This is a genomic window from Bradyrhizobium sp. Pa8 (assembly GCF_052588265.1).
This window is the reverse complement of sequence record NZ_CP176767.1, coordinates 4,400,231-4,427,158: the sequence shown is the minus strand read 5'-3', so window position 1 is coordinate 4,427,158 and position 26,928 is coordinate 4,400,231. Positions and strand designations below refer to the sequence as shown.

At 63.6% G+C, this 26,928-nt stretch carries 39 protein-coding genes; 15 read left to right on the top strand and 24 right to left on the bottom strand.

All coding sequences use genetic code 11. The features are described 5' to 3' along the window. The first annotated feature begins 11 nt into the window (after nt 1-11). The 4 genes from ACKWRH_RS20065 (at nt 12) to ACKWRH_RS20050 (ending at nt 3,073) form a co-directional block, all read left to right on the top strand. Nucleotides 12-590 (top strand): Swt1 family HEPN domain-containing protein, encoded by a 579-nt coding sequence (locus ACKWRH_RS20065; protein ID WP_445221998.1) that lies wholly within the window; start codon nt 12-14, stop codon nt 588-590. 262 nt (nt 591-852) lie between these two features. Next, entirely contained in the window at nt 853-1,368 is a 516-nt protein-coding gene (locus ACKWRH_RS20060) for a chromosome partitioning protein ParB (protein WP_445221997.1), read from the top strand. 707 nt (nt 1,369-2,075) lie between these two features. Beyond that, entirely contained in the window at nt 2,076-2,249 is a 174-nt protein-coding gene (locus ACKWRH_RS20055; RefSeq protein ID WP_014495615.1) for a hypothetical protein, read from the top strand. Between the two features lie 128 nt (nt 2,250-2,377). Beyond that, the gene (locus tag ACKWRH_RS20050) at nt 2,378-3,073 is read left to right on the top strand and encodes a phasin family protein (RefSeq protein ID WP_445221996.1); all 696 of its coding nucleotides are present in this window, start codon (nt 2,378-2,380) and stop codon (nt 3,071-3,073) included. 190 nt (nt 3,074-3,263) lie between these two features. Here the strand turns inward: ACKWRH_RS20050 and ACKWRH_RS20045 are convergent, their stop codons facing one another. The 3 genes from ACKWRH_RS20045 to ACKWRH_RS20035 all read right to left on the bottom strand — a co-directional run bounded on the left by ACKWRH_RS20045 (nt 3,264) and on the right by ACKWRH_RS20035 (nt 4,094). Beyond that, the gene (locus ACKWRH_RS20045; protein WP_014495617.1) at nt 3,264-3,461 is read right to left on the bottom strand and encodes a hypothetical protein; all 198 of its coding nucleotides are present in this window, start codon (nt 3,459-3,461) and stop codon (nt 3,264-3,266) included. Nucleotides 3,462-3,561: 100 nt separating this feature from the next. Continuing rightward, entirely contained in the window at nt 3,562-3,858 is a 297-nt protein-coding gene (locus ACKWRH_RS20040; RefSeq protein ID WP_445221995.1) for a cytosolic protein, read from the bottom strand. A gap of 23 nt (nt 3,859-3,881) precedes the next feature. Next, nucleotides 3,882-4,094 carry a hypothetical protein gene (locus ACKWRH_RS20035; RefSeq protein ID WP_445221994.1) on the bottom strand — a complete coding sequence of 71 codons (213 nt, stop codon included), beginning with the start codon at nt 4,092-4,094 and terminating at the stop codon, nt 3,882-3,884. Nucleotides 4,095-4,342: 248 nt separating this feature from the next. Between ACKWRH_RS20035 and ACKWRH_RS20030 the strand changes: the two genes are divergently transcribed. The 3 genes from ACKWRH_RS20030 to ACKWRH_RS20020 all read left to right on the top strand — a co-directional run bounded on the left by ACKWRH_RS20030 (nt 4,343) and on the right by ACKWRH_RS20020 (nt 6,493). Further along, nucleotides 4,343-5,395 (top strand): hypothetical protein, encoded by a 1,053-nt coding sequence (locus ACKWRH_RS20030; protein WP_445222444.1) that lies wholly within the window; start codon nt 4,343-4,345, stop codon nt 5,393-5,395. A 71-nt stretch (nt 5,396-5,466) separates the two neighbouring features. After that, complete coding sequence (locus tag ACKWRH_RS20025) at nt 5,467-5,667, top strand: DUF4926 domain-containing protein (protein WP_445221993.1); 201 nt, start codon at nt 5,467-5,469, stop codon at nt 5,665-5,667. A gap of 28 nt (nt 5,668-5,695) precedes the next feature. Continuing rightward, nucleotides 5,696-6,493: a transglycosylase SLT domain-containing protein gene (locus tag ACKWRH_RS20020; protein ID WP_445221992.1), complete on the top strand. Its 798-nt coding sequence runs from the start codon at nt 5,696-5,698 to the stop codon at nt 6,491-6,493. A 43-nt stretch (nt 6,494-6,536) separates the two neighbouring features. Here the strand turns inward: ACKWRH_RS20020 and ACKWRH_RS20015 are convergent, their stop codons facing one another. The 4 genes from ACKWRH_RS20015 to ACKWRH_RS20000 all read right to left on the bottom strand — a co-directional run bounded on the left by ACKWRH_RS20015 (nt 6,537) and on the right by ACKWRH_RS20000 (nt 8,781). Then, complete coding sequence (locus tag ACKWRH_RS20015; RefSeq protein ID WP_445221991.1) at nt 6,537-7,382, bottom strand: FkbM family methyltransferase; 846 nt, start codon at nt 7,380-7,382, stop codon at nt 6,537-6,539. 178 nt (nt 7,383-7,560) lie between these two features. After that, nucleotides 7,561-7,848: a hypothetical protein gene (locus ACKWRH_RS20010; protein ID WP_445221990.1), complete on the bottom strand. Its 288-nt coding sequence runs from the start codon at nt 7,846-7,848 to the stop codon at nt 7,561-7,563. Nucleotides 7,849-8,051: 203 nt separating this feature from the next. Continuing rightward, a complete protein-coding gene (locus ACKWRH_RS20005; protein WP_445221989.1) occupies nt 8,052-8,333 on the bottom strand; it encodes a hypothetical protein in 282 nt (93 codons plus the stop codon). Between the two features lie 181 nt (nt 8,334-8,514). Further along, nucleotides 8,515-8,781 (bottom strand): DUF2312 domain-containing protein, encoded by a 267-nt coding sequence (locus tag ACKWRH_RS20000; protein ID WP_445221988.1) that lies wholly within the window; start codon nt 8,779-8,781, stop codon nt 8,515-8,517. A 120-nt stretch (nt 8,782-8,901) separates the two neighbouring features. On the opposite strand from ACKWRH_RS20000, the gene ACKWRH_RS19995 reads away from it, so the two are divergent. Beyond that, nucleotides 8,902-9,684: a class I SAM-dependent methyltransferase gene (locus tag ACKWRH_RS19995; protein ID WP_445221987.1), complete on the top strand. Its 783-nt coding sequence runs from the start codon at nt 8,902-8,904 to the stop codon at nt 9,682-9,684. Nucleotides 9,685-9,801: 117 nt separating this feature from the next. On the opposite strand, the gene ACKWRH_RS19990 is transcribed toward ACKWRH_RS19995, so the two are convergent. The 3 genes from ACKWRH_RS19990 to ACKWRH_RS19980 form a co-directional block, all read right to left on the bottom strand. After that, nucleotides 9,802-10,308 (bottom strand): hypothetical protein, encoded by a 507-nt coding sequence (locus tag ACKWRH_RS19990; protein WP_445221986.1) that lies wholly within the window; start codon nt 10,306-10,308, stop codon nt 9,802-9,804. 259 nt (nt 10,309-10,567) lie between these two features. Then, nucleotides 10,568-11,221 carry a cell envelope biogenesis protein TolA gene (locus tag ACKWRH_RS19985; RefSeq protein WP_445221985.1) on the bottom strand — a complete coding sequence of 218 codons (654 nt, stop codon included), beginning with the start codon at nt 11,219-11,221 and terminating at the stop codon, nt 10,568-10,570. 251 nt (nt 11,222-11,472) lie between these two features. Then, nucleotides 11,473-12,009 (bottom strand): helix-turn-helix domain-containing protein, encoded by a 537-nt coding sequence (locus tag ACKWRH_RS19980; RefSeq protein ID WP_445221984.1) that lies wholly within the window; start codon nt 12,007-12,009, stop codon nt 11,473-11,475. 307 nt (nt 12,010-12,316) lie between these two features. On the opposite strand from ACKWRH_RS19980, the gene ACKWRH_RS19975 reads away from it, so the two are divergent. Further along, complete coding sequence (locus ACKWRH_RS19975; RefSeq protein WP_445221983.1) at nt 12,317-12,667, top strand: zinc ribbon domain-containing protein YjdM; 351 nt, start codon at nt 12,317-12,319, stop codon at nt 12,665-12,667. A 20-nt stretch (nt 12,668-12,687) separates the two neighbouring features. Here the strand turns inward: ACKWRH_RS19975 and ACKWRH_RS19970 are convergent, their stop codons facing one another. The 3 genes from ACKWRH_RS19970 to ACKWRH_RS19960 all read right to left on the bottom strand — a co-directional run bounded on the left by ACKWRH_RS19970 (nt 12,688) and on the right by ACKWRH_RS19960 (nt 14,576). Next, a complete protein-coding gene (locus ACKWRH_RS19970) occupies nt 12,688-13,089 on the bottom strand; it encodes a VOC family protein (RefSeq protein WP_445221982.1) in 402 nt (133 codons plus the stop codon). Nucleotides 13,090-13,162: 73 nt separating this feature from the next. Next, a complete protein-coding gene (locus ACKWRH_RS19965) occupies nt 13,163-14,083 on the bottom strand; it encodes a DMT family transporter (RefSeq protein WP_445221981.1) in 921 nt (306 codons plus the stop codon). Nucleotides 14,084-14,159: 76 nt separating this feature from the next. Then, nucleotides 14,160-14,576: a nuclear transport factor 2 family protein gene (locus ACKWRH_RS19960; RefSeq protein WP_445221980.1), complete on the bottom strand. Its 417-nt coding sequence runs from the start codon at nt 14,574-14,576 to the stop codon at nt 14,160-14,162. Nucleotides 14,577-14,716: 140 nt separating this feature from the next. Between ACKWRH_RS19960 and ACKWRH_RS19955 the strand changes: the two genes are divergently transcribed. Next, nucleotides 14,717-15,280, top strand: a complete 564-nt coding sequence (locus tag ACKWRH_RS19955) for a bifunctional transcriptional activator/DNA repair enzyme AdaA (protein ID WP_445221979.1) — start codon at nt 14,717-14,719, stop codon at nt 15,278-15,280. Between the two features lie 25 nt (nt 15,281-15,305). Here ACKWRH_RS19955 and ACKWRH_RS19950 read toward each other — a convergent pair whose 3' ends face one another. From ACKWRH_RS19950 to ACKWRH_RS19940, 3 genes are all read right to left on the bottom strand, one after another. Next, nucleotides 15,306-15,635: a hypothetical protein gene (locus ACKWRH_RS19950; protein ID WP_445222653.1), complete on the bottom strand. Its 330-nt coding sequence runs from the start codon at nt 15,633-15,635 to the stop codon at nt 15,306-15,308. A gap of 101 nt (nt 15,636-15,736) precedes the next feature. Beyond that, nucleotides 15,737-15,991 (bottom strand): hypothetical protein, encoded by a 255-nt coding sequence (locus ACKWRH_RS19945; RefSeq protein ID WP_445221978.1) that lies wholly within the window; start codon nt 15,989-15,991, stop codon nt 15,737-15,739. 206 nt (nt 15,992-16,197) lie between these two features. Then, nucleotides 16,198-16,362, bottom strand: a complete 165-nt coding sequence (locus tag ACKWRH_RS19940; RefSeq protein WP_028169565.1) for a Flp family type IVb pilin — start codon at nt 16,360-16,362, stop codon at nt 16,198-16,200. 307 nt (nt 16,363-16,669) lie between these two features. Between ACKWRH_RS19940 and ACKWRH_RS19935 the strand changes: the two genes are divergently transcribed. Continuing rightward, on the top strand, nt 16,670-17,995 hold the full coding sequence (locus ACKWRH_RS19935; RefSeq protein WP_445221977.1) for a hypothetical protein: 1,326 nt from the start codon (nt 16,670-16,672) through the stop codon (nt 17,993-17,995). Nucleotides 17,996-17,999: 4 nt separating this feature from the next. Here ACKWRH_RS19935 and pdxY read toward each other — a convergent pair whose 3' ends face one another. The 3 genes from pdxY to ACKWRH_RS19920 form a co-directional block, all read right to left on the bottom strand. After that, nucleotides 18,000-18,818 (bottom strand): pyridoxal kinase, encoded by an 819-nt coding sequence (pdxY, locus tag ACKWRH_RS19930; protein ID WP_445221976.1) that lies wholly within the window; start codon nt 18,816-18,818, stop codon nt 18,000-18,002. Between the two features lie 152 nt (nt 18,819-18,970). Next, nucleotides 18,971-19,615: an FMN-binding negative transcriptional regulator gene (locus ACKWRH_RS19925; RefSeq protein ID WP_445221975.1), complete on the bottom strand. Its 645-nt coding sequence runs from the start codon at nt 19,613-19,615 to the stop codon at nt 18,971-18,973. Nucleotides 19,616-19,711: 96 nt separating this feature from the next. Continuing rightward, nucleotides 19,712-20,344: a TetR family transcriptional regulator gene (locus ACKWRH_RS19920; protein WP_445221974.1), complete on the bottom strand. Its 633-nt coding sequence runs from the start codon at nt 20,342-20,344 to the stop codon at nt 19,712-19,714. Nucleotides 20,345-20,441: 97 nt separating this feature from the next. Between ACKWRH_RS19920 and ACKWRH_RS19915 the strand changes: the two genes are divergently transcribed. The 3 genes from ACKWRH_RS19915 to ACKWRH_RS19905 all read left to right on the top strand — a co-directional run bounded on the left by ACKWRH_RS19915 (nt 20,442) and on the right by ACKWRH_RS19905 (nt 22,243). Continuing rightward, nucleotides 20,442-21,107, top strand: coding sequence for an O-methyltransferase (locus ACKWRH_RS19915; RefSeq protein WP_445221973.1), 666 nt, complete (start codon nt 20,442-20,444; stop codon nt 21,105-21,107). Between the two features lie 222 nt (nt 21,108-21,329). After that, on the top strand, nt 21,330-21,674 hold the full coding sequence (locus ACKWRH_RS19910; RefSeq protein ID WP_014495640.1) for a DMT family transporter: 345 nt from the start codon (nt 21,330-21,332) through the stop codon (nt 21,672-21,674). After that, entirely contained in the window at nt 21,674-22,243 is a 570-nt protein-coding gene (locus ACKWRH_RS19905; RefSeq protein ID WP_445221972.1) for a TetR/AcrR family transcriptional regulator, read from the top strand. The genes ACKWRH_RS19910 and ACKWRH_RS19905 overlap by 1 nt, the downstream gene beginning before the upstream one ends. A gap of 12 nt (nt 22,244-22,255) precedes the next feature. Here the strand turns inward: ACKWRH_RS19905 and ACKWRH_RS19900 are convergent, their stop codons facing one another. Beyond that, the gene (locus ACKWRH_RS19900) at nt 22,256-22,618 is read right to left on the bottom strand and encodes a hypothetical protein (protein ID WP_445221971.1); all 363 of its coding nucleotides are present in this window, start codon (nt 22,616-22,618) and stop codon (nt 22,256-22,258) included. An 87-nt stretch (nt 22,619-22,705) separates the two neighbouring features. Next, nucleotides 22,706-22,912, bottom strand: coding sequence for a hypothetical protein (locus ACKWRH_RS19895; RefSeq protein ID WP_445221970.1), 207 nt, complete (start codon nt 22,910-22,912; stop codon nt 22,706-22,708). A gap of 113 nt (nt 22,913-23,025) precedes the next feature. Here ACKWRH_RS19895 and ACKWRH_RS19890 point away from each other — a divergent pair, with 113 nt between their 5' ends. Beyond that, nucleotides 23,026-23,304, top strand: a complete 279-nt coding sequence (locus ACKWRH_RS19890; RefSeq protein WP_445221969.1) for a DUF3551 domain-containing protein — start codon at nt 23,026-23,028, stop codon at nt 23,302-23,304. Between the two features lie 15 nt (nt 23,305-23,319). Here ACKWRH_RS19890 and ACKWRH_RS19885 read toward each other — a convergent pair whose 3' ends face one another. From ACKWRH_RS19885 to ACKWRH_RS19875, 3 genes are all read right to left on the bottom strand, one after another. Further along, nucleotides 23,320-23,547 carry a hypothetical protein gene (locus tag ACKWRH_RS19885; protein WP_224580733.1) on the bottom strand — a complete coding sequence of 76 codons (228 nt, stop codon included), beginning with the start codon at nt 23,545-23,547 and terminating at the stop codon, nt 23,320-23,322. 220 nt (nt 23,548-23,767) lie between these two features. Continuing rightward, nucleotides 23,768-24,769 (bottom strand): SH3 domain-containing protein, encoded by a 1,002-nt coding sequence (locus ACKWRH_RS19880; RefSeq protein ID WP_445221968.1) that lies wholly within the window; start codon nt 24,767-24,769, stop codon nt 23,768-23,770. A 156-nt stretch (nt 24,770-24,925) separates the two neighbouring features. After that, entirely contained in the window at nt 24,926-26,848 is a 1,923-nt protein-coding gene (locus tag ACKWRH_RS19875) for an FAD-binding monooxygenase (protein ID WP_445221967.1), read from the bottom strand. Nucleotides 26,849-26,928 lie beyond the last annotated feature (80 nt).

Below are 26,928 nucleotides of genomic sequence, written 5' to 3'. Positions count from 1 at the left end.
ACACCTCTTCAATGAATGATCAACTCAGAAGCTTCCTATTCCGCGGACTAATGTTTGAGTCGGAGGCGGAGTCATTTCGCAAGGCAGGCATACAAATCGGAGTTTCGTCAACCGAAACGGAAGAGACCTTGCTACAAGAAGCCTTGGCACCCTTCGGAGTTGTTCGAAGAAACCAAGCGCTAGAAATGGCACGGTTATACGCGGTTCTCTTTTGCTTTGAGAACGAAATCCGCGACTTCATCCGGGACGCTCTTGCCGAAAAGGAAGGCGCGGACTGGCAGGATAAGCTACCACCAAAGATCAAGGAGCACGCGGAGGGCCGTCGAGAGACCGCGCAGAAGGATTCCTGGCTCGAGGGCGAAAAATCAGATTTATTGGGATTTATTGACTTCGGCCACTTGGCCCAAGTGATAATCGCCAAATGGGATCATTTCAAAGACATCGTACCAACGCAGCATTGGCTGAAGCAACGAATGGATGAACTCGAAAAGGCCCGAAACTTTATCGCCCACAATCGCATGTTGCTGCCAACCGAGTTTCAACGCATCTACATGTACATTGCTGATTGGAACCGAGTGATCGGCTTGTAGCCGTAGCTCGTAGGATGGGTTGAGCGCTTGCGAAACCCATCTTGTTTCCGCGCGGAGGAAGCTTTGATGGGTTTCGCTTTCGCTCAACCCATCCTACGAGCTGTCACCGGAATCGTCCGGACGTAATCGCAGATCGGTTCCGGCTTCAATGCTCATCAATGCTCTGCCGCCAAAATTGCCTTTGCGGTCGAGCCCTTCCCTCCTAAACTCCGACCACAACCGGTATGGGTTCCGACGGGCCCGGTAGAAGCGGAGTCATGTTATGCCCAAACCGGAAAGCTTCCCGATCGAGAAGATCTTCGTTCCCACGAAGCAGAAGAAAGCCATCAAGCCCGAGATCGTCGGGGAGATCGCGGAAAGTATGCTGGACATCGGACAACAGGAGCCCATTTCCGTTCGGCTCGACGGAGACCGGCTCGTTCTGGTCGAGGGACTGCATCGGCTCGAAGCCTGCAAGGCGCTCGGCGAGACGACCATACTCGGTGTGCGGGTCCCGGCCGAGCTTGCTCAACCCAAGCCGCTGCTGTCCGAAAGACCCGAAGTCGAGGCAGAGCGCATCAAGATGGCGCGATTGAAACAGTTGCGCCTCGAGAAGGAAGCCGCAGAGACATCGACGGCTGCCTCGAAGCGCGTCAACGCAACGGAAGCGCCGCGCGCCCGTCCGACGAAAGGCGTCCGCGACAATGCGAAGGCATCACCGGGCCGGACTGCGAAATCGGCACCGAAAACATTGTCGGACTGGATCACGCAGCAAAAGGGCAGCGGCGGCCGCTATTGATTGCCGGCTCCCGAACCCAGCCTCGGAAGTCAGGCTGGTGCCAGCCCGTAGGATAGTCAATCGTGATGTGCCAAAGCGGGGGGTATTGCTTTGCTCCACCCATCCTACGAGACCTCACGGCTCATCATTCGCCGGCGCGTTGCGGCGTGCTTGCCTTGCGGCTTGTCTTGCGTCTTTTCTGGCAACCCAGCGTGCGCGAAACCGCTTCGCGGCATGAAACGTCCGCGGGGCGACGACCTGAAACGCCATTGAGGCTATTCCGGCGACCACTCCCTTCACCACGTCGAAAGCAAAATCGGGTCCAAAATACTCCCACATGACCCTGCATCCTTCTTCGCGAAGGCACCGCCGGGCAGTCGTGGGCTGACATGAAAAATGGAAAGGCCCCGTCCGTCACCGGCGGGGCCTCAAGAAACATCCCTGCACGCGCCGCTGCGCGCACGCGAAATCTCTCGGTTCACCCGCTCATGGTGGACACGATGAAAGAGCTGCAAAGCATGGCCGTGCGATTGAAAGCGCCCATAGCGATCATCCCGAAATTGCCAAATGCCGACCAGCCCGGTGCGCATCGCCGAGCGGCGCACGAGGGTCTTGTGTCGGCGCCACAGAAGCAGACCCAAGGGCTGCCGTCTGTGTGCCATTTCACAACTACCGGAATACTTTTATAAGGCATGATGAGCAAGCGTGGCCCCGCAGGAAGGACCGCCATGAACGGCAATCGCTACTACGGGGTTCGGGTCGAGGGCGCCAAATACGGCGTGGGTTTTGGCTCCGCACTCGCCATCGCAATCTCCTACACCAACAATCATTCGATCCTGTGGGCGATCATCCACGGCATCTTGGGCTGGCTCTACGTGGTCTATGTCGCCCTGTTCCGGTGACGACGAACGCGAGGATCAATCTCGCCAACGACGAGATCGATGACGCGGATCGGGCCAGCATGGTCTCGCGCGCAGGACGGCCAAGACCCGGCAGGATGCCTTGCCGATACCCGGCAAAATCTCACCACATGGCCGCCACGCAAGCGACAATCCACAATCGCGATTTCAGCGCAAACACGACGGAGGCTTGCGGCTTCAGCGATATTGAGGAGTCATTTGCAATGTTGAGTGCGGGCGAAAATAAGCCAACGGGAAAATCCGGCCGGCGCGGCGGGAAGAAGAAGGCCGGGCAACGGACCGGGACCGGCGGGCAACACGCGACTGCAGCCCATCAAGTGCCGGATGCCTCGGCGGAGGTCAGCCAAGAGAACAAGCAAGAGAACAGGCAAGAGATCAGCCAAGAGACCGAGCAAGAGATCAGCCAAGCGACGAGCCGGGAGATCAGTGCGCAGGTACCGTCGGCTGCTGCCTTGCCGGGCGAGGCTTCCGGGATGGAGATCGCTGCAAGCGCGCCCGTCACATCGGTGGAACCCTCCCACGCCAGCAGCACGCAGGCCATTGCCGCTGCCTATAGCGACTACACGAGGACGTCGCTCGAGCACGCCTGGGCCTTCCTGGGAAAGCTCGCGACGGCGCGCTCACCCGTCGAGGCCTTTGAGCTTCAAATGGAGTACGCGAAACAGGTGTGCGACTCGTTTGTCGCCGAATCCCAGAAGATCGCCGAGTTGCATGAACAATTGACCAGACAACGGGTCATGCATTTTGAGGGGTTCGTGGCCAGGCTCACCCAGACGACGCTCGAAATTCGCGCGACACGTCACTAGCGGCAGTTGCGTATTCCGACGCCACGGAGCCGGAAGAGACGTGAGCCAGCAAGCGCAACCCGGATGAGCACAGCGACATCCGGGAAAACTCGTCGAATGAACTCCCGGAAGTCGCGGAGCCTGTCATCGGGCGGCGCTTCGCGCCGACCCGTTGGCTCATCCGGGCTACTTGCTGCAGTCTCCGCATCGGCTAGCCGGTTGTCTTGGCCCGCTGCACTTCGTGCGGGTGGCGACGATCGCCACGCCGATTTGACTTGCGAACGTAGGTGACGAGTGCCTCGGGGTTCTCGAGCTTGATCTTCAGCGCCGCGACCAATGCGTCCTCGGCTTCGATCGTGAGCACCTTGGCACGCACCCCGAGCTTCAACCCGACAGTATATGACGTCATGGCAGACTCCACGGGTCCAAGCCTCCACCGTACCTCAATCGGCGTCCCTTCGGAACAGCCCTGCTCAACACATCCCCTTTCGCCGCCGAACCAAACCGGATCACGACTGCTCTATCAGGATCGGTGAACCGAGCTCTTCGAAATGAAAGAGCTGAAAGACCCGCTGGCCGTTGAAGTCGAGTACTCTCAAATCATCGGTCTCGTGCAGATTGCTTTCGACCGCGTGAAAGTGCCCGCCGTAGCGCTCTCTGGCGAGCGACAAGGGAACCTCGAACGCGACGAATTTGCCGATACCTTTTTGCCTGAGCACCCCTAGGAGCCTCTGGTCGTCCAGGGACTGGTGCGAAGTGAGAATGAGCAGCGGACCGCTCGCCGTGAGCAGCAGAAGCGATTTCATCGGATCCTCCTTTGCGCCCCGCCCTACCTGATCTTCGCCAGGCACTCCTTCAGGCGCTCCAGCTCCGTACGTACCTGCGCCTCCATGGCGTCTTGCAATGCGAGTATGCCCCTGGCGGACAATTCTGCGGAGGCCTTCCTGTCCGGATTCTGCTTCCAATCCCGGATGGCTTGCTTGGTGGCCCTTCGGGCCTCCGACGTCGTCTTAACGTACTCCTTCATGCAGGCGTCGGCCATTGAGCATGACACTCCTGGCCGCGGCCGGACTTGAAAGAAGCAGGGCGAGTGTCGCGGTGGGGACCCTCATGGCGCTTCCTCCCGCGATAGCATAGCACGTCGCAGGGATGCCCGGGGGAGCAGCGCCCGGCTGATTCAGCAACCGGAGCCCGCCATAATTTCTCCTTCGCACGCGCGTTGTGTTGGACGACGGTGAGGCCTATCCTTCCGACGATCGGACTGCCGCACTCCCATTGACGCCCGACTGGATGGAGCGCGCATCGGTGCCTGAAGCGAACGACCCCAAGCCTGACGAACCCAAGTCTGATGGCCCCAAGCCTGAAGGCCCCAAGCCTGAGGGCCCCAAACCGGACGAGGTGCGCGCCGATGGCGGGCTGGCGCGGGCCTATGACCAGATCAAGAGCGCAGAGCAGGACCTTGCGCGGCTGGACCGGCTGGTTTCCGGAATGGAACGCGGCAACGAAGGCACGCGCGCCCCGCAAGCGAGCGCCGGTGCGAAGGCAGCCGAAACTCCCAGGGACAAGGCCCCGCCACCGGATAGCAAGGTTGGCAATCAAGGCCTGAAGGGAGATCGGACCATGCTGCGTGCCTTGGTTGGCCTCGTGCTGGCGATCGGCATTCTCGGTGCCGCCTTCGCTTCGCAATATCGCGATGAGGCCAAATCGATCATGGCGCGATGGGCTCCGCCGGCCGCCAGTCAGCCCCAGCGAGCATCCGCGGTCGAAACTCCGGCGCAGCCGCCGGCCGTGCAACTGGCTGCTGCGGATGGGCCCGCTCCGGTGCCCGCGCCGCCGCTCGGCAAGGAAACGGAAAGCGCTCCAAGAGCTGAGGCTCCAAAAGCTGACGCTGCTAGACCTGACGCTCAAAGACCTGACGCTCAAAGAGCTGCCAGCACGGCGCCTGACCAATCATCGTCCGATCTCGCGCAATCGCTCAAGACCATCACCAGCGAACTTGCCAGCATCAACGGAAAGCTCGAGCAACTGAAAAGCCGCAACGAGCAGGCACTGCGCGAGCAGGCCGACACCATTCAACAACTGAAGGCGGCGCAGGAGAAGGATGCGGCGGACAATGCGCGCCTCGCCGCGCAGGTCCAGGCGCTGCAAACGCAACTGACGACGTCATCCGCACCTGCACCCGCGAAACCGGTCGTGCGGAGCGCGACGAGCAGCGAGACGGCTGCGCCCGCACGGCCGCACGTGCAAGCGGCGGCACCCCGGCGGCCCAGGCCGCCGCCGCCGCGAGGACGCTGGATGCCCCCGCCCTATATGGCCGACCCCTACGGCGATCTGGATTGGTGAGCCAGCAGGGCGGATGAGCCGACGGCGGAGCGCCACTCGCTGGCGAACTGTCCGCTTCCAGTCAGGAAAATATGTCGATGCCGAAAGAATATGACGTAGTCACCTTGAAGCAAAGGACGCCAGCGATTCCACTGCCGCCGGGTACCCGAGGGACCATTCTGATCGCGCATGCGGCCGAGCCGCCAGCATACGAGATCGAGTTCGTAGATGACGCAGGGGCATCGCTTGGCACATATACGGCTCAGGGTGCGGGGCTAAATCTAGACCCGTAGGACCTCCTGTCCGCTCCCACAACAACCCATGCCACAAAAAAGCAGTCGCCTCCTCCCCCGCCTTCGCAACGTCCGGCGGGGCGCCCGGTGGGTGCGAAAGAGGTTCGCGCGCGCACCGCGGATGGTTCGGATCGCAGGCAGCGTGGCGATCCTGCTTGCGGTCGCAGCACTGCTGAACATCGGCTATCAATTGGTCCGCAAGCCGACCGAGCTGTTCGTCTTCGTCGGCAACACCCTCGACAAGGAGCCGGCCGAGAACTGGCGGCAATACGGGCCGCTGTTCCGAACCTTCTCCACCGCGACGGTCACGCCCGAATTGCTGGCCGCGCTGGCGCAGGTCGAAAGTTCGGGCAATCCGGTGGCGCGCACCTACTGGCGCTGGCGATTGAGCCTCAACCCGCTCGCGATCTACCGGCCCGCCTCCAGCGCCGTCGGCCTCTACCAAATGACCGACCCGGCCTTCGCCGACGCCGCACGGTTCTGTGTCCGCGGCAACGCGGTCACGGAGACCGGCTGCGGGTTCACCGGCCTCTACACCCGCGCGATCCCGAGCCACGCCATCGAGCTGGCCTCGGTGTATCTCGACCGCAACGTGGCTGACGTTCTCGCCCGCGCCGGCGATGTGAAGGCAAGCCGCGAGCAGAAGCAGGATCTGGCCGCCTTCATCCATCTCTGCGGCGCGGGCCCCGCCACGGCCTACGCGCGCCGCAAATTTCAGATGAACGCCGACGAGCGCTGCGGCGACCACTCGGTGGCAAGCTATATCGCCAAGGTCAACGCGATGAAACGGCGATTTCTGCGCCTTGCGGCGGATGACGGCAATTAGCTCATGGGATAGTTGGAGCAGTCAGCCGGCACCTTGCACCAGCCTAGACATTCATTGTCGCGAGGGCGCGTGCTTCAGCGGGCTGGCCGGCGCTTTGAGGCGCGTTGATATCCTTCCAACACTCGTCGCTTTGATGGACTGCGAGAATGTTGATGTCGAGAGCCATAAACCGGTAGCCATTGTCGTTGAGCCAATGCTCGAGTTGCCGGTTATCCGTCTTGATTTTTTCGATCAAGAGGATCGGGCGGTACTTTTTGATTGTCTCCCGAGCCCCCGCAAGGGCCTCCATCTCCATGCCCTCGATATCGATCTTGATGAAGTCGACTCGCGGCAAGTTGAGCTCGTCCAGCGTCATTTTTCGGATGAGGACGGTGTTGTTGGTGTAGTCGATCGGCTGGCCGATGAATTCGTTACTCGGGCGCTGCCGCAATTCCAGGCTGCCGAAGCTGGAAGGCGCAAAATAGTTTGGATGTGGAATTTGCATCGTGCCGGATTCGGAGGAAACGGCAGCATGCACCGCCAACGCATTGAAGCAGTTGTTGATGGCAATGTTGCCCGCCAGGGCATAGTAGATCCGTTCCTGGGCTTCGATCGCAACCACCGAACCCCAGCCCGTCATCAACGAGGCCCATTCGATCGTGTGCACGCCGATATTCGCACCACAGTCGATAGCGACCACCCCGTCACCGTGGTACCGCCGTCGTAATGCCAGCAGTTCGAGAGCAATCTTGACTTCGACTGGATCGAAAGCAGCCGTTTCGAGGATCTGAAACCCCACACCGTAGCCGCGGTCAGGACCGACCATGCGATAGTCGAAGCGATTGACGATCATCGTTCCATGGTTGGACGAGGCCATGACAAAGGCCAGCTTTTGCCCCGCGATCGGCATTACAGAATCTCCTCTAACTCGGAGATGCCACTATCCCAACGGGCGCTTATGCGAAGCTTGTCACGACAACGGCGCAACCAGTGTCTTAACCAGTGTCTTGCCAGCCGCGAAGATCATGCGTTTTCGCAAAGGCTCAACCCTCCCTGAATGAGCGTGCTTCCCGCCGCGCGCTTGCGCCCTACCTGATCTTCGCCAGGCACTCCTTCAGCCGCTCCAGCTCCGAACGAACCTGCGCCTCCATCGCGTCCTGCAATGCGAGTATGCCCCTGCTGGACAATTCGGCGGAGGCCTTTCGGTCCAGGTTCTGCTTCCAGTCCCGGACTGCCTGCTTCGTGGCCCTTTGGGCCTCCGACGTCGCCTTGCCGTACTCCTTCATGCAGGCGTCGGCCATTGAGCATGTCTGGCATTCCTGGGCGGCGGCCGGGCTTGCAAGAAAGAGAGCGAGTATCGCGGTAACGACTCTCATGCCGATTCCTCCCCCCGGGAGCATAGCACGTCTCGGGGATGCCTCGAGCAGCAGCGCGCAGGACGGGTGGAGCACTTGCGAAACCCATCATTCCATGACGGCCATTGATGGGTTTCGCTTCCGCCTTCGCTCTTCGAGCTACGGCGGACAAGTCGCTCTACCCATCCTACACGTCTATTCCATTCCGCGTCCGTTGGCGGCCTTCACCACCAGTATGGCCACCGCCATCCCTCATAGCGGACCCATGACGACACATAGGGCGGGCCGTATGGATCGACCCGGTCGTCTTCAGGGCGATAGCGATATCGTGGAACAATGTAGTAATCCCACGGCGTTGGCCTGAGCACGGGCGCCGTGACGATGAGCCTCTGCTGTGGTTCGCGAACGACTTGGGCCTTCCGCGTCCGGGCTTCAGCGCCTGATATCCCGAGGTTGCACAGCACCAGGGCCGTTCCGAGCGCACACGCGACAGTCATGATCTTCATGCGTTGGCCTCCTTCCCGGGAAGAGTGCTCAAGGACGCAAAGCAAGGCAAGCTAATTTGCGCGCGACTTTGCTTGAATGACCGCTGTCGGCTTCTCCTTGCCTCCTCCCCGCGTCACGCTGGAACGATAGCCGCAATCCACCGATCGCGGCTATCCCTCTTCACGCATCAATCCGATCGTCTCACGCCGCTTTCGCCGGCTCCTGCGACGCCGTGTCCATCGCGCGCATATAGAGATCGAGCAGGCTTTCGCGCTCGTCGCGCTCGTTCTTGTCTTCCTTGCGGAGCTTGATGATCTCCTTGAGGATTTTCACATCGAAGCCTTCACCCTTGGCTTCCGAGAAGACTTCCTTCTTCTGTTCGCTCAACTCCTGCAATTCGCTGTCGAGGTTCTCGATCCGCTCGACGAAGGAACGGATTTTGCCGCCGGGAATGGTGATGTCGGACATGGTGCCTCTTTGCTGACTGAGGCCGTGAAAATGACCGCAAAGAAATGACCAATGTGTTAACCTCGCCCTCTCGCATCGCCGGCGGAAACGCCAATGACGAGGCGCCAGTGGAGCCGTCCCATGCCCGAGCTTCGCTTCGACGACGGTGCTGCCTATGAGCAGATGATGGGCGTGTGGAGTCGTTCGGTCGGCGAGGTCTTTCTCGACTGGCTGAAGCCCGCGCAAGGGCAGCGCTGGATCGATGTCGGCTGCGGCAATGGCGCCTTCACCGAACTCATCCTTGCGCGCTGTACCCCTGCCGACGTGCAGGGCATCGATCCGTCCGAGGGGCAACTCGCCTTTGCCCGCACACGACCCGGAGCCCGCGGTGCTGCGTTTCAGACAGGCGACGCCATGGCACTGCCGTTTCCGGCCGCGAGCTTCGATGCCGCGGTGATGGCCCTGGTTCTCGTGTTCGTGCCGGATGCTGCGAAGAGTGTCTCGGAATTGGTGCGGGTGGTTCGTCCCGGCGGCCTCGTCGCGACCTACATGTGGGACATGACGGGCGGCGGCTTTCCACTCGATCCGATCCTCGATGAGATGCGCGCGATGGGGCTGTCGCCGACGCGCCCGCCACATATGGAAGTCTCCACCCTCGCGGCGCTCAAGGGTTTCTGGAGCGCGGCGGGGCTGCAGCGGATCGCCACGCGCGAGATCACCGTGCAGCGGACCTTTCGCGATTTCGACGAGTTCTGGAACGTCGAGACGAAGGCTCCCTCTACCGCACCTGTCATCGCCGCGATGCCGGCGGCCGACGTCACCGGGCTCATGCAGCGGGTGAAGGCGCGTCTCGCCGCCGACCCGCACGGCCGTATCACCTGCAGCGCCCGGGCGCACGCGATCAGCGGGCGCAAGCCGGACTGAAGGTCTGGTGAAGCAGCAAGCGTAGCTCGACGAGCGGAAGCGAACCCATCGACGCTGCGCGCGACGATGGGTTTCGCAACGACTTAACCGTCCTACGAAGGACGCTCGACGCCCACTTCAGTGTATCTCGCTCAACAACGCCCTGACGGCGATGCCGTTCGGCTCGGGTTCTTGCTCCGCAAGCTCCGGCTCGGGAGACTCGCCGACCGAGACTTCCGCCATTCTGCGCTTGATCTGTTCGCAGGTCTTGCGGACGTCTTCGGTGAATAGCGCGCATTCTTCGATGCGCTTGAATATCTTCCGTCCCTCTTCCCGATACCCCGCCGCCGTTTCGCGCATGAAAGCGATCGCATCGTGGACCTGGGCTGTCAGCGCCTCGCATTTCTGCGCGGCGTCGATCAACTCGGTGCCCATGGCCTCGATCTCCTTTGCGGCGGACTCATAGTCGCGAATGACCGCCTCTGCACTGAGCGCTCCGACGCGCGTCACACCCGCGGTGTGCTCGACGTAATCAGGCAGAGCAATGGAAGCGATGGAGCTTCCCGTGCGTACCGACGCAATGTCCGCCTCGAGCTGAACCAAGTTTACTCCTTCACGTCTGTGCAATTGTTCAATACTTGCCATGATTATCCTCCCAAATACGCACCCAGAACCCCAAACGGCGTTGAGTGTATTACGGTGATAAGCGGCATCCTAACCAGATGAATCCTTGACAGCCTCAACATTGCCATTTTTTCCTAATCACGAATGCCGCACGCAGCGATAACTGATCTTGTGAGTGTTCAACCTCTTCTTGAGCTGCCGTGCGAGCAGGTGTCGGCTCGGCAGCGACGACGCAAGCTCGCAACCCAATTGACCGGCCGCGCGCTCCCCAGCGCGTTCCCTACTCCCGCGCGCGGCGCAACGCCTCCTGCAGCTTCATCCTTTGCTTGTCCCACCGGCCCTGCTCGGCCTCGGCGCGTTCGTCGAGCGCGGCCCGCTCGGCTTCGATCGCCTCCGCCTTCGCGTCGTGCTCCCGCCTCGCTGCGTCCAGCGCCGCCTGGGCCGTGGCAACCGCCTTGTCTCGGCGCACTCGCTCCTTGGCGCGGGCGGCCTCTTCCTTGCGGCGCTCGGCGTCTCGCCGCCGCTCTTCCTTCTCGAACGCCGCGGCGGCTTTGCGCGCGTCTTGATCGTCAATCTTGCGTGACTGTTTTGTTGCGCCCTTGGCCGGACGCTGCTTCGACTCGGATTTGGACTTGGATTTGGACTTGGGTTTTCGCTTGGCCTCACCGTCGACGAGATCGGTCGGCAGCTCGGCGCTCTCGGTAAACGGGCCGTCGGAGCCGACCGGACGCCGGAGCACGACGCCCGGGCTTGCCATGGTCGCGGCGACGATGTCGGGATCATCGGTCTCCTTCGCAGCGCCCTGATGGAAGAGGTTGGAGCTGGCGCCCCAGGCCTCCAGCGCCGACTTCATCGAGGGTGCGGCGACCGCCTGATCGTAGAAGCCGAGCGAGGTCTGGTAGGTCTTCAGTTTTCTCTTCAGGTTTTTCGGCATGTCGCCCCGCGGCCCCGGCGACGCACCTCTCCGTCGCACCGGCGCTACCATGCCATAGTGCCCCTGTTTTGCCCGACGAGTCAAATTTTATTCGGGATCACCGAAATCGATCCGGGCAGTCGACGACCCGGCTTGCCGAAGGATCAACACAATATTCGATCTCGCGGCCCCCTGAAATCATGCGTGTTTTCTACGGTGCATGGGGTTGTTTTCGACATTTTTGTTGGGCGAACGGTTCCGCGAGGTGGCCCCTACGCCGCGTCGACGTCCTCAGGCGGCGGACCTGCGACGAGCCCGTCGAGGCCGACCATCAGCAAATCGGCGATGTGCATCAGCTGGTAGAGCGGAATGTCGGCCTCGCCGTTCTCGGCCAGCGCCAGGAAGGCGGGCGTGACGCCGATGCGCTCGGCGAGCTGGGCTTCGGTGTAGCCGCGGGTCTCGCGCGCCGCTCTGACGCGCGCGCCGATCCCGAGCCGGTGCCGGGACTGCTCGTCCGCGGTCATCATGACAGCCTGCTCGTCCAGGCTCGCATAACCCTCAGTGAACGCGCTGCCGATCAGTCTCCCCTTACGCCAGGCGACCCGGCAGTTCTTGCGCAGTCCGCTGCTGAAGACCAGCGTGAACTGCTCGGCCACCCACAGCGACGAGTTGAGTTGCAGGCGGGCGCCGGTGCCGGAGACATCGCGGATCGTGCAGGGCACGCTGACGAGGCTGCCGGTGCCGTTGTCGAACTCGACAATCCCGGTTCGCAACGTCTGATGTCTGGCAGCGGCACGATGCTCGCTCATGACCTGGACTCCCAAAGCTTGCGGCAGCGTCGAACGGCGGAGCCGACGCATCCGTATGATCAGGACATGGATACCGCGGAATTTTTCCCGAACTCCTAAGGCTCCGGCACTTCAACCGGGACCGGACGCCATGGTAAAGGATTTGCTCCCAATCCATCTTTTCCGGCGGAATGCGTGCGGCGCGCCCGTGAGAGCGTTTTCGGGATACCGGCTCGCGTAAAGAAAACGCGCCAAAACAAAAACCTGGAGCCTTCCCGTTCCGATTCCATCGGAACGGGAAAGGCTCTAGGGGGTGACGAGGCAAGCAATGACCGAACCGATGAAATGCCCGAACTGCCAGTCCGAGCACGCCTATCAGGACCGCGATCTCTGGGTCTGTCCGGAGTGCGCCCATGAATGGAGCGCTGGGGGCGATGCGGCCACTCCGGTCGCGCAGGAGGCCGGCGTGCGCGATGCGCATGGCAATGCGCTCGCCGATGGCGACAGCGTCATCGTGATGAAGGACCTCAAGGTCAAGGGGTCGTCGTCGGTCGTCAAGGGCGGCACCAAGGTCAGGAACATCCGCCTCCAGGACGCCACCGACGGCCACAACATCGCCTGCAAGATCGACGGCATCGGCGCGATGAATTTGAAATCGGAGTTCGTGAAGAAGGCCTAAGCCGCCCGCGTCCGCTCGAGCTATTCCTCCAGCAGCGCGTCATACCCCTTCGCGCTGAACGCCAGCAGACAAAACCCGTGCCCGAAAGGATCGGCCAGCATGGCGATCCGGCCATAGGGCGCATCGCGCGCGGGCGCCTCGAGGGTCGCACCGGCGGCAAGTGCGCGCGCGACGGCGGCATCGACGTCGTCGACGACGACGTCGATATGCAGCGGCGTCCAGTGCCGCTCGTAGCGGCGGCGGTCGCTGCCCGCGCCCGGCGTGCCGGCCTGCTTGGTCAGAAGATACAGCGGCGCGGGCCAGCCCAGCAGCTCGACGAAGTCGGTGCCGAAGCGGCGGCCGACCGTCAGGCCGAAGGTGGCGGTGTAGAAGGTGGTCGCTTGCGCTGCGTCGGGAACGTCGATGTTGAGCAAGATGGTCATGACGGGCAGCGTAGCTCGGACGGAGCGGATGCATAATCCGGAATGTTGCCGCACCTCCGGTCGCGCTGCGCGATCACCGCTGCCGCTGCGCCAGATAGAACCCGCCCAGCACCGTGACCAGGCCCGCCACCTGCAACATCGTCGGCGGCTCGCCGAGCAGCAGCCAGCCGACCAGGAGCGTCAGCGCCGGCACGCAGGCCGGGATCACGGCGGCGCGGGCGACGCCGAGGCGCTGGACCGAGACGGCGAACAGATAAAGCGCGGCGGGGCCGGCGAGCACGCCCTGCGCCAGCGCCTGAATGGCATTCTCGGTCACGCCGATCGCCGCGACATGGGCGAGACCGACGGTGGCGAGATAGACCGGCAACAGCAGCAGCGACAGCACGTTGATGACGAGCGCGGCCGACACGGCGGAGACGCGCCAGTGCCGCAGCAGCGCGCCAAAACCGGCGAACATGAATCCGGTGAGCACGAAGGTCAGATCGCCGAGCACACCATCGGACCCGATATGGCCGATCGATTCCGTGCCGATCACGCAGAGGCCGCCGACGATGACCAGGGCGCCGGCAAGGCGCGAAGCGGAGATGTGCTCCTTCAGCACGACCGCCGCTAGCAGGAGGCCGCCGAGCGTCGCGCATGAGGGCTGGATGACGCTGCCGTGGCCGAGCGGCACGAACAGGAATCCGGTGTAGGAGATCAGCGACATCACGGGACCGCCGAGCACCATCAGCACAAGGCCCCTGCCCCAGCCGATGCCGCAGAGATCACCGATGCCGGCGCGCGCGACCAGCGGCAGGAACGCGATGCCCGACCAGACATAGCGATGCACGAGCAGATCGACCGGGGTGAAACCGACCTTGAGGCCGTGCCGCGTGCCGGCAAAGCCCAGCGCCCAGAACAGCGCAGCCGACAGGCCGCAGACGACGCCGAGTACCGCCGGCGCCGCATCGTTCTTCTGAATGAGAGCGTCAGCGCCGCTCGTTCGCTGATCCATGGGCAAGCCTTATGTCAGCGCGTGAGCCGCCTCAACCCACGCCGTTGCAGGTCTGGCACGCGGCCTATCCCAACCATCATGCCTCCTCGCCGAACACCATCCGCCATCCCTTGCGCGTGTCCATGTATTCCCGCACCTCGCGAATACGGTCCCCGGCCACCGTGAACACGAAGCAATAGTCGTTCTCGTACGGCTTGCCGCCCGCAAGCGTGGCACGCATCCGCTCCTCCACGATCACGACATCGCCGTCGGCGTAGACGCCGCGGAAGGCGATATCGATCTCGGAATACATCCTGTGCATCTCCTGCGCGATGAAGCGCGCGATCGCTTGCGCGCCCACCATGTGATCGGTGTGATCGAGCGCGACCGCGGTGGCGTTACCCTTCTGCGCGATCCATTCGGCATCGTCGGTGAACAGCGCGGCGATGCGGCCGGCATCGCGCGACGAAAAGGTCTTCCAGGCGTTGAGGACGATGTCTTTCGGGCTGGTCACGGCGCGCTCCAGGACTGGCATTGAGGGGGCTTGCATCTAGGGCCGCCTTCTAGGCCGCCATGCGCGTTGCGGCTCGCCACAATCGGACTCGGTCATCCGGCGGCCCTTCCTCCCGCGCGGGCATGCGCTATCATCCGGCCATGCTGAGTTTTGACGACTGCAACGCCGCGCGCCTGCGCAGGGATCCCCGCTATGACGGCCGCTTCTTCACCGCGGTGAAGACCACGGGCATCTATTGCCGCCCCGTCTGTCCGGCCAAGCAGCCGCTGACGCGCAACGTCGTCTATTACCCGACGGCGGCCGCGGCCGAAGCCTCTGGCTTCCGTCCCTGCCTGCGCTGCCGCCCCGAAACAGCGCCGTTCTGCCCGGCCTGGAACGGCACGCGTTCGACGGTCGCGCGCGCGGTGAAGCTGATCAACGAGGGCGCGCTCGATGAAGATTCGGTGGTGACGCTCGCGATGCGGCTCGGCATCTCCTCGCGTCACCTGGCGCGCTTGTTCGAGCGCCATGTCGGCGCGACGCCGCAGCAGCTTGCCAAGACGCTGCGCGTCCAGCGCGCAAAACGCCTGCTCGATGCCGGCGAACACACCATGACCGACATCGCGTTCCAGGCCGGCTTCGGCAGCCTGCGGAGTTTCAACGCCGCGTTCGCCGAGCTCTATGGAAGATCGCCGTCCAGTCTACGCTCATCGAAGCATGCGTAGCCCGAATCGAGCTGCGCAACTTCGCTCAGAAAAATCCGGGGCTGAGATCGAGCCCATAGGTCAGGCTCAGCACGAACACGAACAGCGCGGCGGCTGCGAATAATGCAAGATGCCTGAGAATGAACGCGCGCGGCGAGGTGGTGGCAATAACGGCTTTCTGCGCAACGGGCATGACGCCCTCCATTATGAAAACGATTTTTGGCCGCCAATGAGCGACGCCCGCATCAGGCGCCGCGATCTGCAAAGCAACTATTAAAGAGATCACACTCGTCTTGAACGGCCGTACACAACCGGCGCGCGACGGCGATTTTTCTTGCCGCAACTTTCTCAACCCGCGCACGGCGCGCCAGATCACGGCACGCCTCTCAAAAAAAGACGCGCTCCCGAAAGAGAACGCGGTCCGTGCAGGCTCGGGAGGAGACGAGCCAGCTTCGTGTTGTCTTCAGACGATTGAGATCAGCGGGCCGTGCCCGTCGTGACGTCAGCGGTCTTGACCTTGCGCGGCGTCAGCACGCGGGCCTGGTGGACCGAAGCGACCGTGGTCGGCACGGTTGCCTGCTGCTGGACATGCGCGGCACCGAGCACGCGCACCTGCAGGGGGGAGACCGGAAAACCGTTGGCCTCATAGGTCGGCAGCTCGGCGGCGAAGGCCGCGGTGCTGCCCGCGATCGTCAGGATGGCGGCGGCGATCGACAGAGTCTTCTTGTTCATTGGTGATGCTCCTGAGTGGAAGTTCGGAGCACATTTAAGCGCGTTTTGCTGCATTGCGACATGCTCTGCTGCATTGCAACAGCGCGCCCGCTGCATGGCAATATGTTTAATGCGCACAAGCGCTTGGTCGAAGCCCCGCCTGACGCGACATGACACTTTTATGGGCGGCGGTCAGGCACCGAGCACATGCCCCGCGTCCACGCGGCTTATTTCAACGCCGTCGCCAGCGATTGCAGCTTTGCGACGAGATTGGTGCCGAGCGCATAGATGATCTCGATGATCGCCAGCGCGATACCAGCTGCAATCAAGCCGTATTCGATCGCGGTGGCGCCGGATTCATCGGCGGCAAATTCGGTCAACAGGCATTTCAATTTCACAACTCGCATCCTTCCAACTCTACCGCACGTTGCCGTTACGGGAGAGATACCAAACCGCAATCCAAGATTGAGTAAATTCAATCCCTTCAATTTGATGACAATGAATGGCTGGCGCTTTTCAGCCACTTGCCGCCCCTGAAACCGCAGGGAATTCGCGTTGCACCTCGGCAACACCCGCCCGAAAAGACCCATTTCGCCTATTTGCGCCATTGCGCCGCCACACCATCCTCCGAACAATTGACGCGTCGCGTGCCTGGCTGTGCAAGATTGGTTCGAACAGAACCGTTTGGAGGCAGGGATCATGAATGATCGGCGGTCTCTTCTGGTGGCGGTCTCGTGCCCCTCGGCCGTTCTCGCCGGCTGGCTGGTGCTCTCCCTGTCCGCCTCCGCTCCGGCCCTCATCGAGAAAAGCAGCGCCAATGCTGCCGCCGTGTCGCGCGCGAAAGATCTTGGCCGGCTCGAGCTCGCCGACGTCCCGCATGCTGCGGCCATCGAGGATGGCATCGCCCTGACCGCCGATATCGCGGCCGCTGTCGCCGCGACACCGAATCCGGATCCGGCCCCCGAGACCGCAACAGCCGAGATGCCCGCCGCCGTCATCAAGCTCGCCTCGGCCGATCCGGCGCTGATCTTGCCGGCGGAGGCGTCGCCGGCACTACAGATATCACCTGAACCCCCGCCGCCCATCCTCAGCGAGGCTGCACCGGCAGAAGCCGCACCGGCGCCGGAGCCCGTGGTCAAGCTCGCATCCGCCGATCCCACCGAGATTGTGCCGACAGATGCGCTGTCGCCCGCAGCGATCGCGACCGACCCAGCGCCTGCCGCGAGCAAGCCCTCGCCGCCGGCTGACACCGTCGCCGTGCTCGATGAGTGCTTTGTCATGGACGCCTGCATCGACCGCTATCTGTGGACGCTCTATCAGCGCACCGCGAAGGAGGATTCGATCAAGGTCGAGGACCGCCGCCCCGTCACCGTCAAGCGCAGGGGCAAGATGGTCACGGTGATGCGCAGCTTCACAAAGCTGGTCGATCAGGATTTTGGCTGGAAGGATCCGAAAGCGGCCGAGCGCGCCAGCATGCAGATGATGGATTACGTCATCGGCGGCATGGACAAGAGCTTCAAGCGAAAGCTGTTTCGCATGATGCTCGCAGCCGAGGCCGCCGGCCTGTCGCCGGGCATCACCAGCGCGTTTCGCGACGACTACCGCCAGTCGATCGCAAGCGGCCTGAAGGCCGCCTCCGACCGCTCCTATCATGGCGGCAGCACGCGCGGTGGCTACGGCCATGGCATGGCGGCCGACATCGTCAGCACCCAGGGCAACAACCGCACGCAGCGCTGGGTCTCGACCGAAATCCTGTGGAAGTGGGTCGACGCCAACGGCAAGGCATTCGGCATCGGCCGGCCCTATCTCGGCCGCGATCCGCCGCATGTCGGCCCGGTCGACGGACAGGAATACATCTCGAAGCGTGGCACGGGAGACCACAAGGAAGCGGCCAACGTGAGGTCCAAGAAGGTGACGCGGGCCGCGGCCCACGCAAAGCTGCGAAAGACACACGCCGCACGCGAGCAGAAGGGTTTGGCCAAGCCGCAGAAGTCGGCGCAATCGGCCGGCAAGCGCGCGACCTGACCTGTTACGGCTTCCGCCCGGGGATCGGCAGCGGTACGAGGCGCATTTCGGCGGTGCCCGCGTCTTGCGTGCGCACCAGCACCGCAAAGATGGTTTCGACCGCGAGCCGTACGGCCGCCTGCATCGCCTTGCCCTTGGCCAGATGCGCCGCAATCAGGCCGGTGAGCAGATCGCCGGTGCCTGAGGGGCGGATCGGCAACCGCGGCGTCGCAAAGCGCGACAGCTGGCCGTCGGCGCACAGGATCGTCTCCACCTGCCCTTCTGCCGTGTCAGCGAGCGTGCAACCGGTAGCGACGACATCGATGCGACGTTGCCCCGCCAGCGCCGCGCACGCCGTGCGCAGGCCCTGCGTGTCCGCGATCGTGACGCCCGACAGCAGCTCGAGCTCGAACTGGTTCGGCGTGATCAGGTTGGCGGCCGGCAGCAGCCGGTGCTGCAACACGTCCAGAATGCCGTCGGCAACATAGACGCGGCCGTCATCGCCGATCACGGGATCGCAGAGATAGACCAGTTTCGAATTCCGCGTCAGCGCCCGCTCGACGAAGTCGGCGATCACCGCCGCATTGCCGGGGGAGCCGAGATAGCCGGTGACCAGCACCGCGGCCTCATCGACGAGGTCGCGCTCTTCGACGCCTTTCAGGAGATCGGCGACGAGCTCGGTCTCCAGCACCCGCCCGCGCAACGTCGGATAACGCGGATGGTTCGACAGCAGCGTCGTCGGCACCGCCGCGACGTTCACGCCCTCCGCCTGCATCGCATAGGCGGCCGCGCTGTTGCCGACATGGCCGTGGACCACCTGGCTTTGAATGGAGATGACGAGCATGAGAGGTCCGTAGGGTCAAATAATGGATGACGCAAGGTAACCCGGATGGAGCGAAGCGTAGTCCGGGGTCTGAGATTGCAGCATGATTCCCGGATTGCGCGGAGGCTGTCATCGGGCGGCCGCTTCGCGCCGACCCGTTGGCTCCATCCGGGCTACGGGACAACGCCATACCCCAGCCCCGGCCGCAGGGCCCGCATCTTCCGCGCCAGCCGCCGGTGCCCTGTCTCCTCCGACCGCGCCAGCCGGTCGGCGACCGCGACATGGTCCGCATCGCTCTTGTGCTGATTGAGCTTGGCCTGCCCCTCGACGGTGTCGACCACGAGATCGACGACCCGGATCGCAGCCAGCATGCTCTCGCGCTTGCCCGGCTCCATTTGCGCGAGGTCCCAGGGCTGCTTCGGCAACCGCGCCTCGGACACCGCAAGCAGCGCATCGCCATGCCCGCGGTTCTCGTCCAGTTCGCGCAGATGCACCACGCCCGACAGGTGCACGGCCTCGTAGAGCCAGGTCGAGACATTGTCGCGCGAAGAGTACCAGTCGTTGGAGATGTAGGCGTCGTCGCCGGCAACGATCAGCAGGAAGCGCCGCGTGCCGTCTGCGAGCGACACGAGCGGATTCTTGGCGGTGAAATGGATCTGCACGACGACGCTCCCGTCGCGCTGGTCCAGCACAAACGGCACGTGCGAGGCGCGCGGACCGTGCTCGTCCGCCGCGACGATCATGCCGAAGCCGCGTTGCCCGGCAAATTCCAGCGCACGCTGCTCCTCGATGCGAAACTGGGGGCGAAGCAGATGCATGGCGCGGCGCTCGATGGCTCGAATAGGGGACGGCGAGCGAAGGCTAACCCATGACCCGGCAAAATCTGAAGAATAATCGGCCCGCAAACGCTGACGTCAGCAATGCCTCAGCGTCGCAAGATAGGCGCAGAACATGTCGGCCATGGCATCGGCATAGACTGCGATCTCCGTCTCGCTCCGCGTCTCTTCCGAAAAACTCTTGCCGACATCGCTCAGCGTCGCCGTGATCAGCTCGCCGGCGAGGATACGCGTCGCATCCGTGGCTTTGGGCAGCGCCTCCCGCATGAACACGGCGACGATCCCCTCGCCGGCTGCTCGGGCGTCCTGTGCCTCGGGCGCGTCGCGATACAGCGGCGCAGCGTCACTGAGCGCGACGCGGATCGCGGCCTCCTCGCACTCGGAACGAATGAAGGCGTGGACCAGCGCGCGCAGCCGCGCCAATGGCGGCTTCGCCGCATCCGCGAGGATCCCGCGCAACAGCTCGCTCGTGCGCCGCCACTCGTCGCTCTGGAGACGAAACAGGATTGCTGTCTTGTTCGGAAAATATTGGTAGAGCGATCCGACGCTCACACCGGCCCGCTCCGCCACCCGCGCCGTGGTGAAACGCTGCGCTCCCTCCTTGGCCAGGACCTGAACAGCGGCATCCAAAATCGCGGCCACCAGCCCGCTCGATCGGGCCTGTTGCGGCTGTTTTCTCGAGGAAATTGAACGGCTTCGACGGTCGGCCATGGCGTGCTCGGGCAATGCGAATAGGGAATGCGACGAATTAGTCGTATTTCAATCCCTGCGCAAGCACGCGCTTCTTCGCGAACTCCGGAGACATCAAATGACCACCCCAACCATCACAACGCTTGCGCCGCTGCTGGATCGCCTGTTTGACGAGGCCGAAGCAGCCAGGGGCGCAACGCATGCCGCCGTCGCCGATTTGTCCGACGCAGACCGGGCGCGGATGATGCGGAGCAAGACCGAATACCGCGACCTCTACGGACGCTTGAAGAACGCACCGCTCGCGGTCTCCCGCGAGACCGGTCATCTGCTCTACATGCTGGCGCGCAGTTCGCGCGCCAAGGTGATCGTCGAGTTCGGAACCTCGTTCGGCATCTCGACCCTGCACCTTGCCGCAGGCTTGCGTGACAATGGCGGCGGCCGCCTCATCACCAGCGAGTTCGAGCCGTCCAAGGCGGCGCGGGCGCGGGACAATCTCTCGGCCGGCGGACTGATCGATCTCGTCGAGATCCGCGAGGGCGATGCGCTGAAGACGCTCAGCGCCGATCTGCCCGACACGGTCGAGCTCGTGCTGCTCGACGGCGCCAAGGCGCTCTACCCGGAGATCCTGGATCTGGTCGAAGGCCATCTCAAGCCGGGCGCGATCATCGTCGCCGACAATGCCGACGACAGCCCCGACTATCTCGCGCGCGTACGCGGGCCCGCAAGCGGCTACATGTCCACGCCCTTCGCCGAAGACGTCGAGCTCTCCGTGCGGATCAGCTGACGCTGCATAAAATCGACACTCTGAGCCGTCGTGCGATCTATCGCGCGGCGGCTTCGTCTTCTCGGCGAAACAGCCAAAACTCCGGCAAACCGCCGCCGACAGGCTCCGCCCTGTCGCAGGCTCGTCACTCACACGTGATAAATCCACCCGCCAAAAGCCATGTTCCGCGTGCTAAACATACCTACCGCGCGGTATCTTTCGCGCGCCACATCTGAGCTCGCCATGACCTCCGCCTTCAATGCCTACGCAGCGCTTGCCCTCGCCATCGTCTTCGAGGTGACCGCGTCCGCCTTCCTGCAGCAGTCCGCGCAGTTCACGCGGCCATGGCCGACGCTGGCCATGGTGCTGTTCTACGTCGCCTCGTTCTACGCGCTGTCGGTGGCGATCCGGGTCATTCCGCTCAGCATCGCCTACGCGATCTGGGGCGGCGTCGGCATCATCCTGACCGCCACCGTCTCCTTCGTGCTGTTCCGTCAGATGCTGGACGCCGCGGCCTTCGTCGGCATCGGGCTGATCGTGTCAGGGGTCGTGGTCATCAACCTGTTCTCGCAGACGACGGCGCATTGATGCCGGCCAGCGCCTACACCCGCGCCAAGCAGCCCGAGCAGGTCCGGCGCGCCCTGCTCGACCATGCCGCGGCGATCGCCATGGATCACGGCGTATCGGGGATCACGGTGCAGGCGGTGGCAGCGGCGGCCGGCGTCACCAAGGGCGGGCTGTTCCATCATTTCGGCAGCAAGCAGGCGCTGATCGAAGGCCTGTTCGCCGATCTCCTCGCCCGCGTCGATGCCGAGATCGACGCCGCTATCGAAGCGGACCCGAAGCCGCGCGGCGGCTTTACGCGGGCCTATGTCAATGCGGTCTTCACCGGCAAGGCCTTCGGCTTTGCGACGCCCTGGGCGGCGCTGAGCATGGTCGTGGTGACAGATCCGTCCCTGCGCCGGCTCTGGAACGACTGGATGAAGGCGCGCCTGAAGCGTCACCGTACGACCGACGCGGCGCCCGAACTCCACGTCGTGCGCCTCGCCGCCGACGGCGCCTGGTTGTCATACATCACGACGGGACAGACGCGCATGGGCGCCGACCTGCGTACCGTGCACGACCGCCTGATCGCACAGACCTATCGGCGCGGATAGCCGGAACGACGGCTATTGGCTCTGCACTGCCTTGGGCGGACGCGGCGCGGATTTGGTCGGCTTTGCGCCGGACTTGGCCGTCGCGCGCGGCGGCGGTTCGTCGACGGACACCAGATAGGCGGCGAGCGCCTTGGCGGAGTCGGGACTGGTTGCGTAATGGTCCTTCAGGAACCAGGCGAGCGTCAGGCTGAAGCGCCCTTTCGCCAATCCCCGCGGGCTGCGATGGCAGGTCGCGCAGCCGTCCGCGAAGAGCTTTGCGGCCGGCTTGCCGGCATCGAGATTTTGCGCGGACGCGACCGTCACCGTCAGCGCCGCGGCTGCGAGAGTCACCAGGGGCGCGATCGCGTCGCGCCCCGGTCGAAACAGCGAAATCAATGTCGTCCCCTTGAGCGTTTTCGAGCGAAGTGGATTCCGGTTCGCGTAAAAAAACGCGTCAAAAGAAGAATCGGCCCCGTCGCGCGGTCACGCCGCCAACAGCTGATCGAATTCGGGCGGAGTGTAGGCCTTGCCGTCCGGGTCGGTGATGACGACCTGCCATCCCTCGCTCGCCCATACTTTTGCCTTCGCCACGATGAGCAACCGGCTCTCGCGGGCAAAACTGCACTTCTCATTGTCGCGTTCTGCGACCATTTTATAGGCCAATGCGCATCCCCTTGCGTCGCCCTGCACCAACTCTCCTCGTGGCAGCGGGCTTTGGCGGCAATTCGCCGGGAGCGTGGCAATTTGGTGCCATCGACGGCAGCATTGTGCCCCTGGTTCCAACTGAGCGATGGAGATTGATCGTGCGCAGCATCAGAAATGCGATTCTGCTTGTCGCGGGCTTGCCTGGCGTGGCGCTGCTTGCCACCGCACCTGCGCGGGCGCAGACCTACGATCCGCGCTATCCGGTCTGCATCGAGATCTACACCATCGACGGCAGCAGCATCGATTGCAGTTTCACGTCGATCGCACAGTGCGCCGCGACTGCTTCCGGGCAGTCCGCCCAGTGCTACGCCAACCCTTATGCCCTGCAGAGCCGGCCACCGCGCCCGGGTCCATCGCCGCCGCGACGGAACCGTTAGGAGATCGCGATCCGCTCAGTGGACGCGGATGATATGGGGACGACCGAGATCGATCAGCCCCTGCACCGCCGAGAGGCGGTCGTCCAATGCTGCGATGGTCAGCAGCAGATTGTTGCGGCGCTCGTCGAGCATGCCCATCTCGGCACCGGTGAGCTTCGTGCTCGTCCGCTCCTTGTGAATCCCGTCGAGGGATTTGCGCAGCCCGGCGATCAGGCTGGACAGCTGTTTGGCCTCCTTGGTCATCGACCGCTTCGCGACATTTTGGCGGCGCGTCTCCGCCTGGCTCTGTCTCATCGTCATCCTCCCGTTGCCCCGCTGCCCCGAGTGGATGCTTACAGCTTTTAGTAGACATATTACGATCGATGAAATCTGCCCGCGAAGAACTTTCTTAAATTAGACAGGCCGGGAACCCGAGGGCGCCCAACAGAAAGCCCGGCGCGAGGGCCGGGCCTTCTTGGTGGTGTCAGTGCTTCTGGTGACCGCCACCGGGCCCGCCAGCCGGCGCGCCGCCACCGCGCGGAGCGGCATTCATATGCGGAGCGCCACCGCCGCCGCCGTGCGGCATCGCAGGTGCTGCCGCGCGCGGCGCCGGCATCTGCGCGCGCGCATTCATCGGCGAACCGTGGCTCACATTCGGCTGAGCCATGTGCGGCGCTGCAGGACGTGCGGCAGGCGCGGCCGAGACACGCGGCGCGTCGTGCGCGCGCGCCATCGGCTGTGCACGCGCCGCGCGGCTTTGTGTCTGGTCGTGCATCATGCGCGCCTGCGCATCGCGCGGATTGCGGGTCTGCACATTGGCACGTTCATGCGCGATGCGCTCGCTCCGTCCGGCGTGGGTCCGGTCGGCCGTGACCGCAGCGCCGCGCTTCGCGATCGCGGCGTCACGCTTGGTAATCGCGGCGTCATGTCGTGTGGTTACAGCGTCACGCCCGGAAATCACGGCGGCGCCCCTGTCGCCCTTGCCGCGCACACCCTCGCGTCCCAGCGCGATTGCGGCGTCATGCGTCGCCGCACGGCCGATGCGGGCCGCACGCGGATCGATCGTCATCCGCGCCGCAACGTGCTGATGCGAGGTCCAGTAATTATTCCAGTAGGCGTGGCGTCGATAAAAGGGACGCCCCTCGTAATAGTTCGACCAGTACGAGGTCAGCACGAACGGAACGATCGGCACATCGATCTGGTCGGCGTAGTCAGGCAGATAGACGTAGTGATTGCGGTAGAGATATTCGAGATATTGCGACGACACCCAGCCGCGATCGTCGGAGAAACTCACGTCACACCAGGCATTGCCGCGCAGGCAGCCATGGATGTTGACGCGGGCGCCCTCGGGGACGCGGTCGACCAGTGGAAAGCCCGGCCCCGGCCCGGCGCGCAAGCCGGTCGAGACGGTGACGATTCCCGGCGCAGCCAGCGCGGCCGTCGGGGCAAGTAACAATGCTGCAACTAAAGCGGTTCTGAGTCTCATGGCGAATTCCTCCTCGTTCCAGTCGGAACGCGCTCGCGCAATGAGCGTTCCGCGAGCAGTCGTCGCATCCGTCGAAAGATTGAGACGGACGCCGCGCGCGGTTCAATATTCATTCGCCGTTCATCGGCGCAACGCGCCGATGAACGCTTTAGCCCGTCAATTCGCTTGCAGCATGAAGCCATCGAAGTACGACGCAAGCGCAGCAAAATCATCGAGCGGCAGCACGGCCGCAACATACTGGTCTGGCCGCACCACGACCATGCAGCCGGCCTTGCGATCGATGCCGCGCATCGCAAAGACATCCTGGCCGCTCTTGAGGTCGGGGCAGAACATCTTTTCGTAATCGAACAAACCGTAGCGGCCCTTGCGCGGAAGCAGCAGCGACGGCATCGCTTCAATGGCGAGCTCGCGATGATCCTGCTGGAAGACCGCTCGGAGGTCGATCACGCTGTCGATGTCGGCGCCAGCGGGCGTGTATCGCCTGACCGGCGATTCCCTGGCTTCGGTGAGGAAATTGCACAGGGACCGAATGGCCGAGCCAGCAGCCGCGGGATCTTCCGCCGGCGAAAACGCGTAGATGCGGAAGCGGCCATCGGCCTGCGATGCGTGGCCGAGGTGGACCGGCTTGGCATCCCCGAGCCGAATGACCGGCGCGGAATGGAAGCGCGTGCCGATGACGAGTCCTTCGGCAAGATGCTGGTGTAATGTCGCGCCAGTGAGAAGCGACGGCCGGTAATGCGTCGCCGTGCCGGCGGTGTAGCGCCCGTGCCTGACGAAATAGTCCTGCGTCCTGGCCGCATCGGCACCACCGGCCTTGGCGGCGGAGGCGAGAATGCCCGCCCATTCGCGGTCGAAATCGATCAGCTCCTTCGCCACCGCCTGGCGCTCGGCCGAATAGGAATGCAGGAGGCTCGGTGCACACTGCCACCGCAGGACGGCGGCGAGCTTCCAGCCGAGATTGAAAGCGTCCTGCATCGAGACGTTCATGCCCTGCCCCGCCTTCGGGCTGTGGGTATGGCAGGCATCGCCGGCGATGAAGATGCGCGGCAGGCGCGAGGCGATCTCGGCCTCCGGCACGTCGTCGAACTTGTCGGTCAGGCGCTGGCCGATCTCGTAGACCGACCACCACGCGATCTCCTTCACATCCAGCGTGTGCGGGTTCAGGATCCGCTGCGCTTTCGCAATCACGTCATCGGCGGTGATGTTGCGATTGGCGACGCGCTCGCCGACATCGAGTTTTGCGAGCTCGACATAGAGGCGGACCATGTAGCCGCCCTCGCGCGGAATGATCAGCAGGCTGCCGTCCTTCGCCGACTGGATCAGGGCCTTGAAGCGGATGTCGGGAAAATCGGTCACCGCCAGCACGTCCATCACGCCCCAGGCGTGGTTGGCGGAATCGCCATGCAGCTCGCGGCCGATCGACTTGCGCACCGTGCTGCGCGCGCCGTCGCAGCCGACGACATAGCGCGCCTTGATCGTTTCGATCTTGCCCTCGTTCGCGGCATCTACGCGTTCGAGCCGCACCGTCACGGCATGGTCGGCGGGACCCGCGGCCGCATCGACCTCGAGGTCGAGCAGGCGCCGGTTGTAATGGGGTTCGAGCTTGGCCGGCGATTTGCGCATGATGTCGAGAAAGCCGTCATGGATGCGCGCCTGGTTGAGGATGACGTGCGGAAACTCCGACAGCCCGTCCTCGACATCCTGCACCCGGCCGCTGCGCAAGATCTTCTCCGGCGTCCGTTCGTCCGGCTTCCAGAACATCGTCTCGTTGACCCAATAGGCTTCCTTCAGCACGCGCGCGCTGAAGCCATAGGCGTGGAACATCTCCATGGTGCGGCAGGCGATGCCGTCGGCCTGCCCGACCAGCAAACGGCCCGACTTCTGCTCGACGATGCAGGTCTTGATGTCGCCAAATTGCGCAAGCTGCGCCGCGAGCGTCAGACCCGCAGGGCCGCAGCCGACGATGAGGACATCGACCTCTTCCGGCACGGCCCCGGCTGCGCCCGAAGCCTGAATGCGGTCGGCGGGATCGGCGATCTCAGGATCGCCCGGCTGAAATCCATTGAGATGGAATTGCATGAGCATCTCTCCCGTCAACGTCTTCTTCGATATTGATCAGTATGCTGACTATCAGTATACTTGTCAATGATCCGCACCGT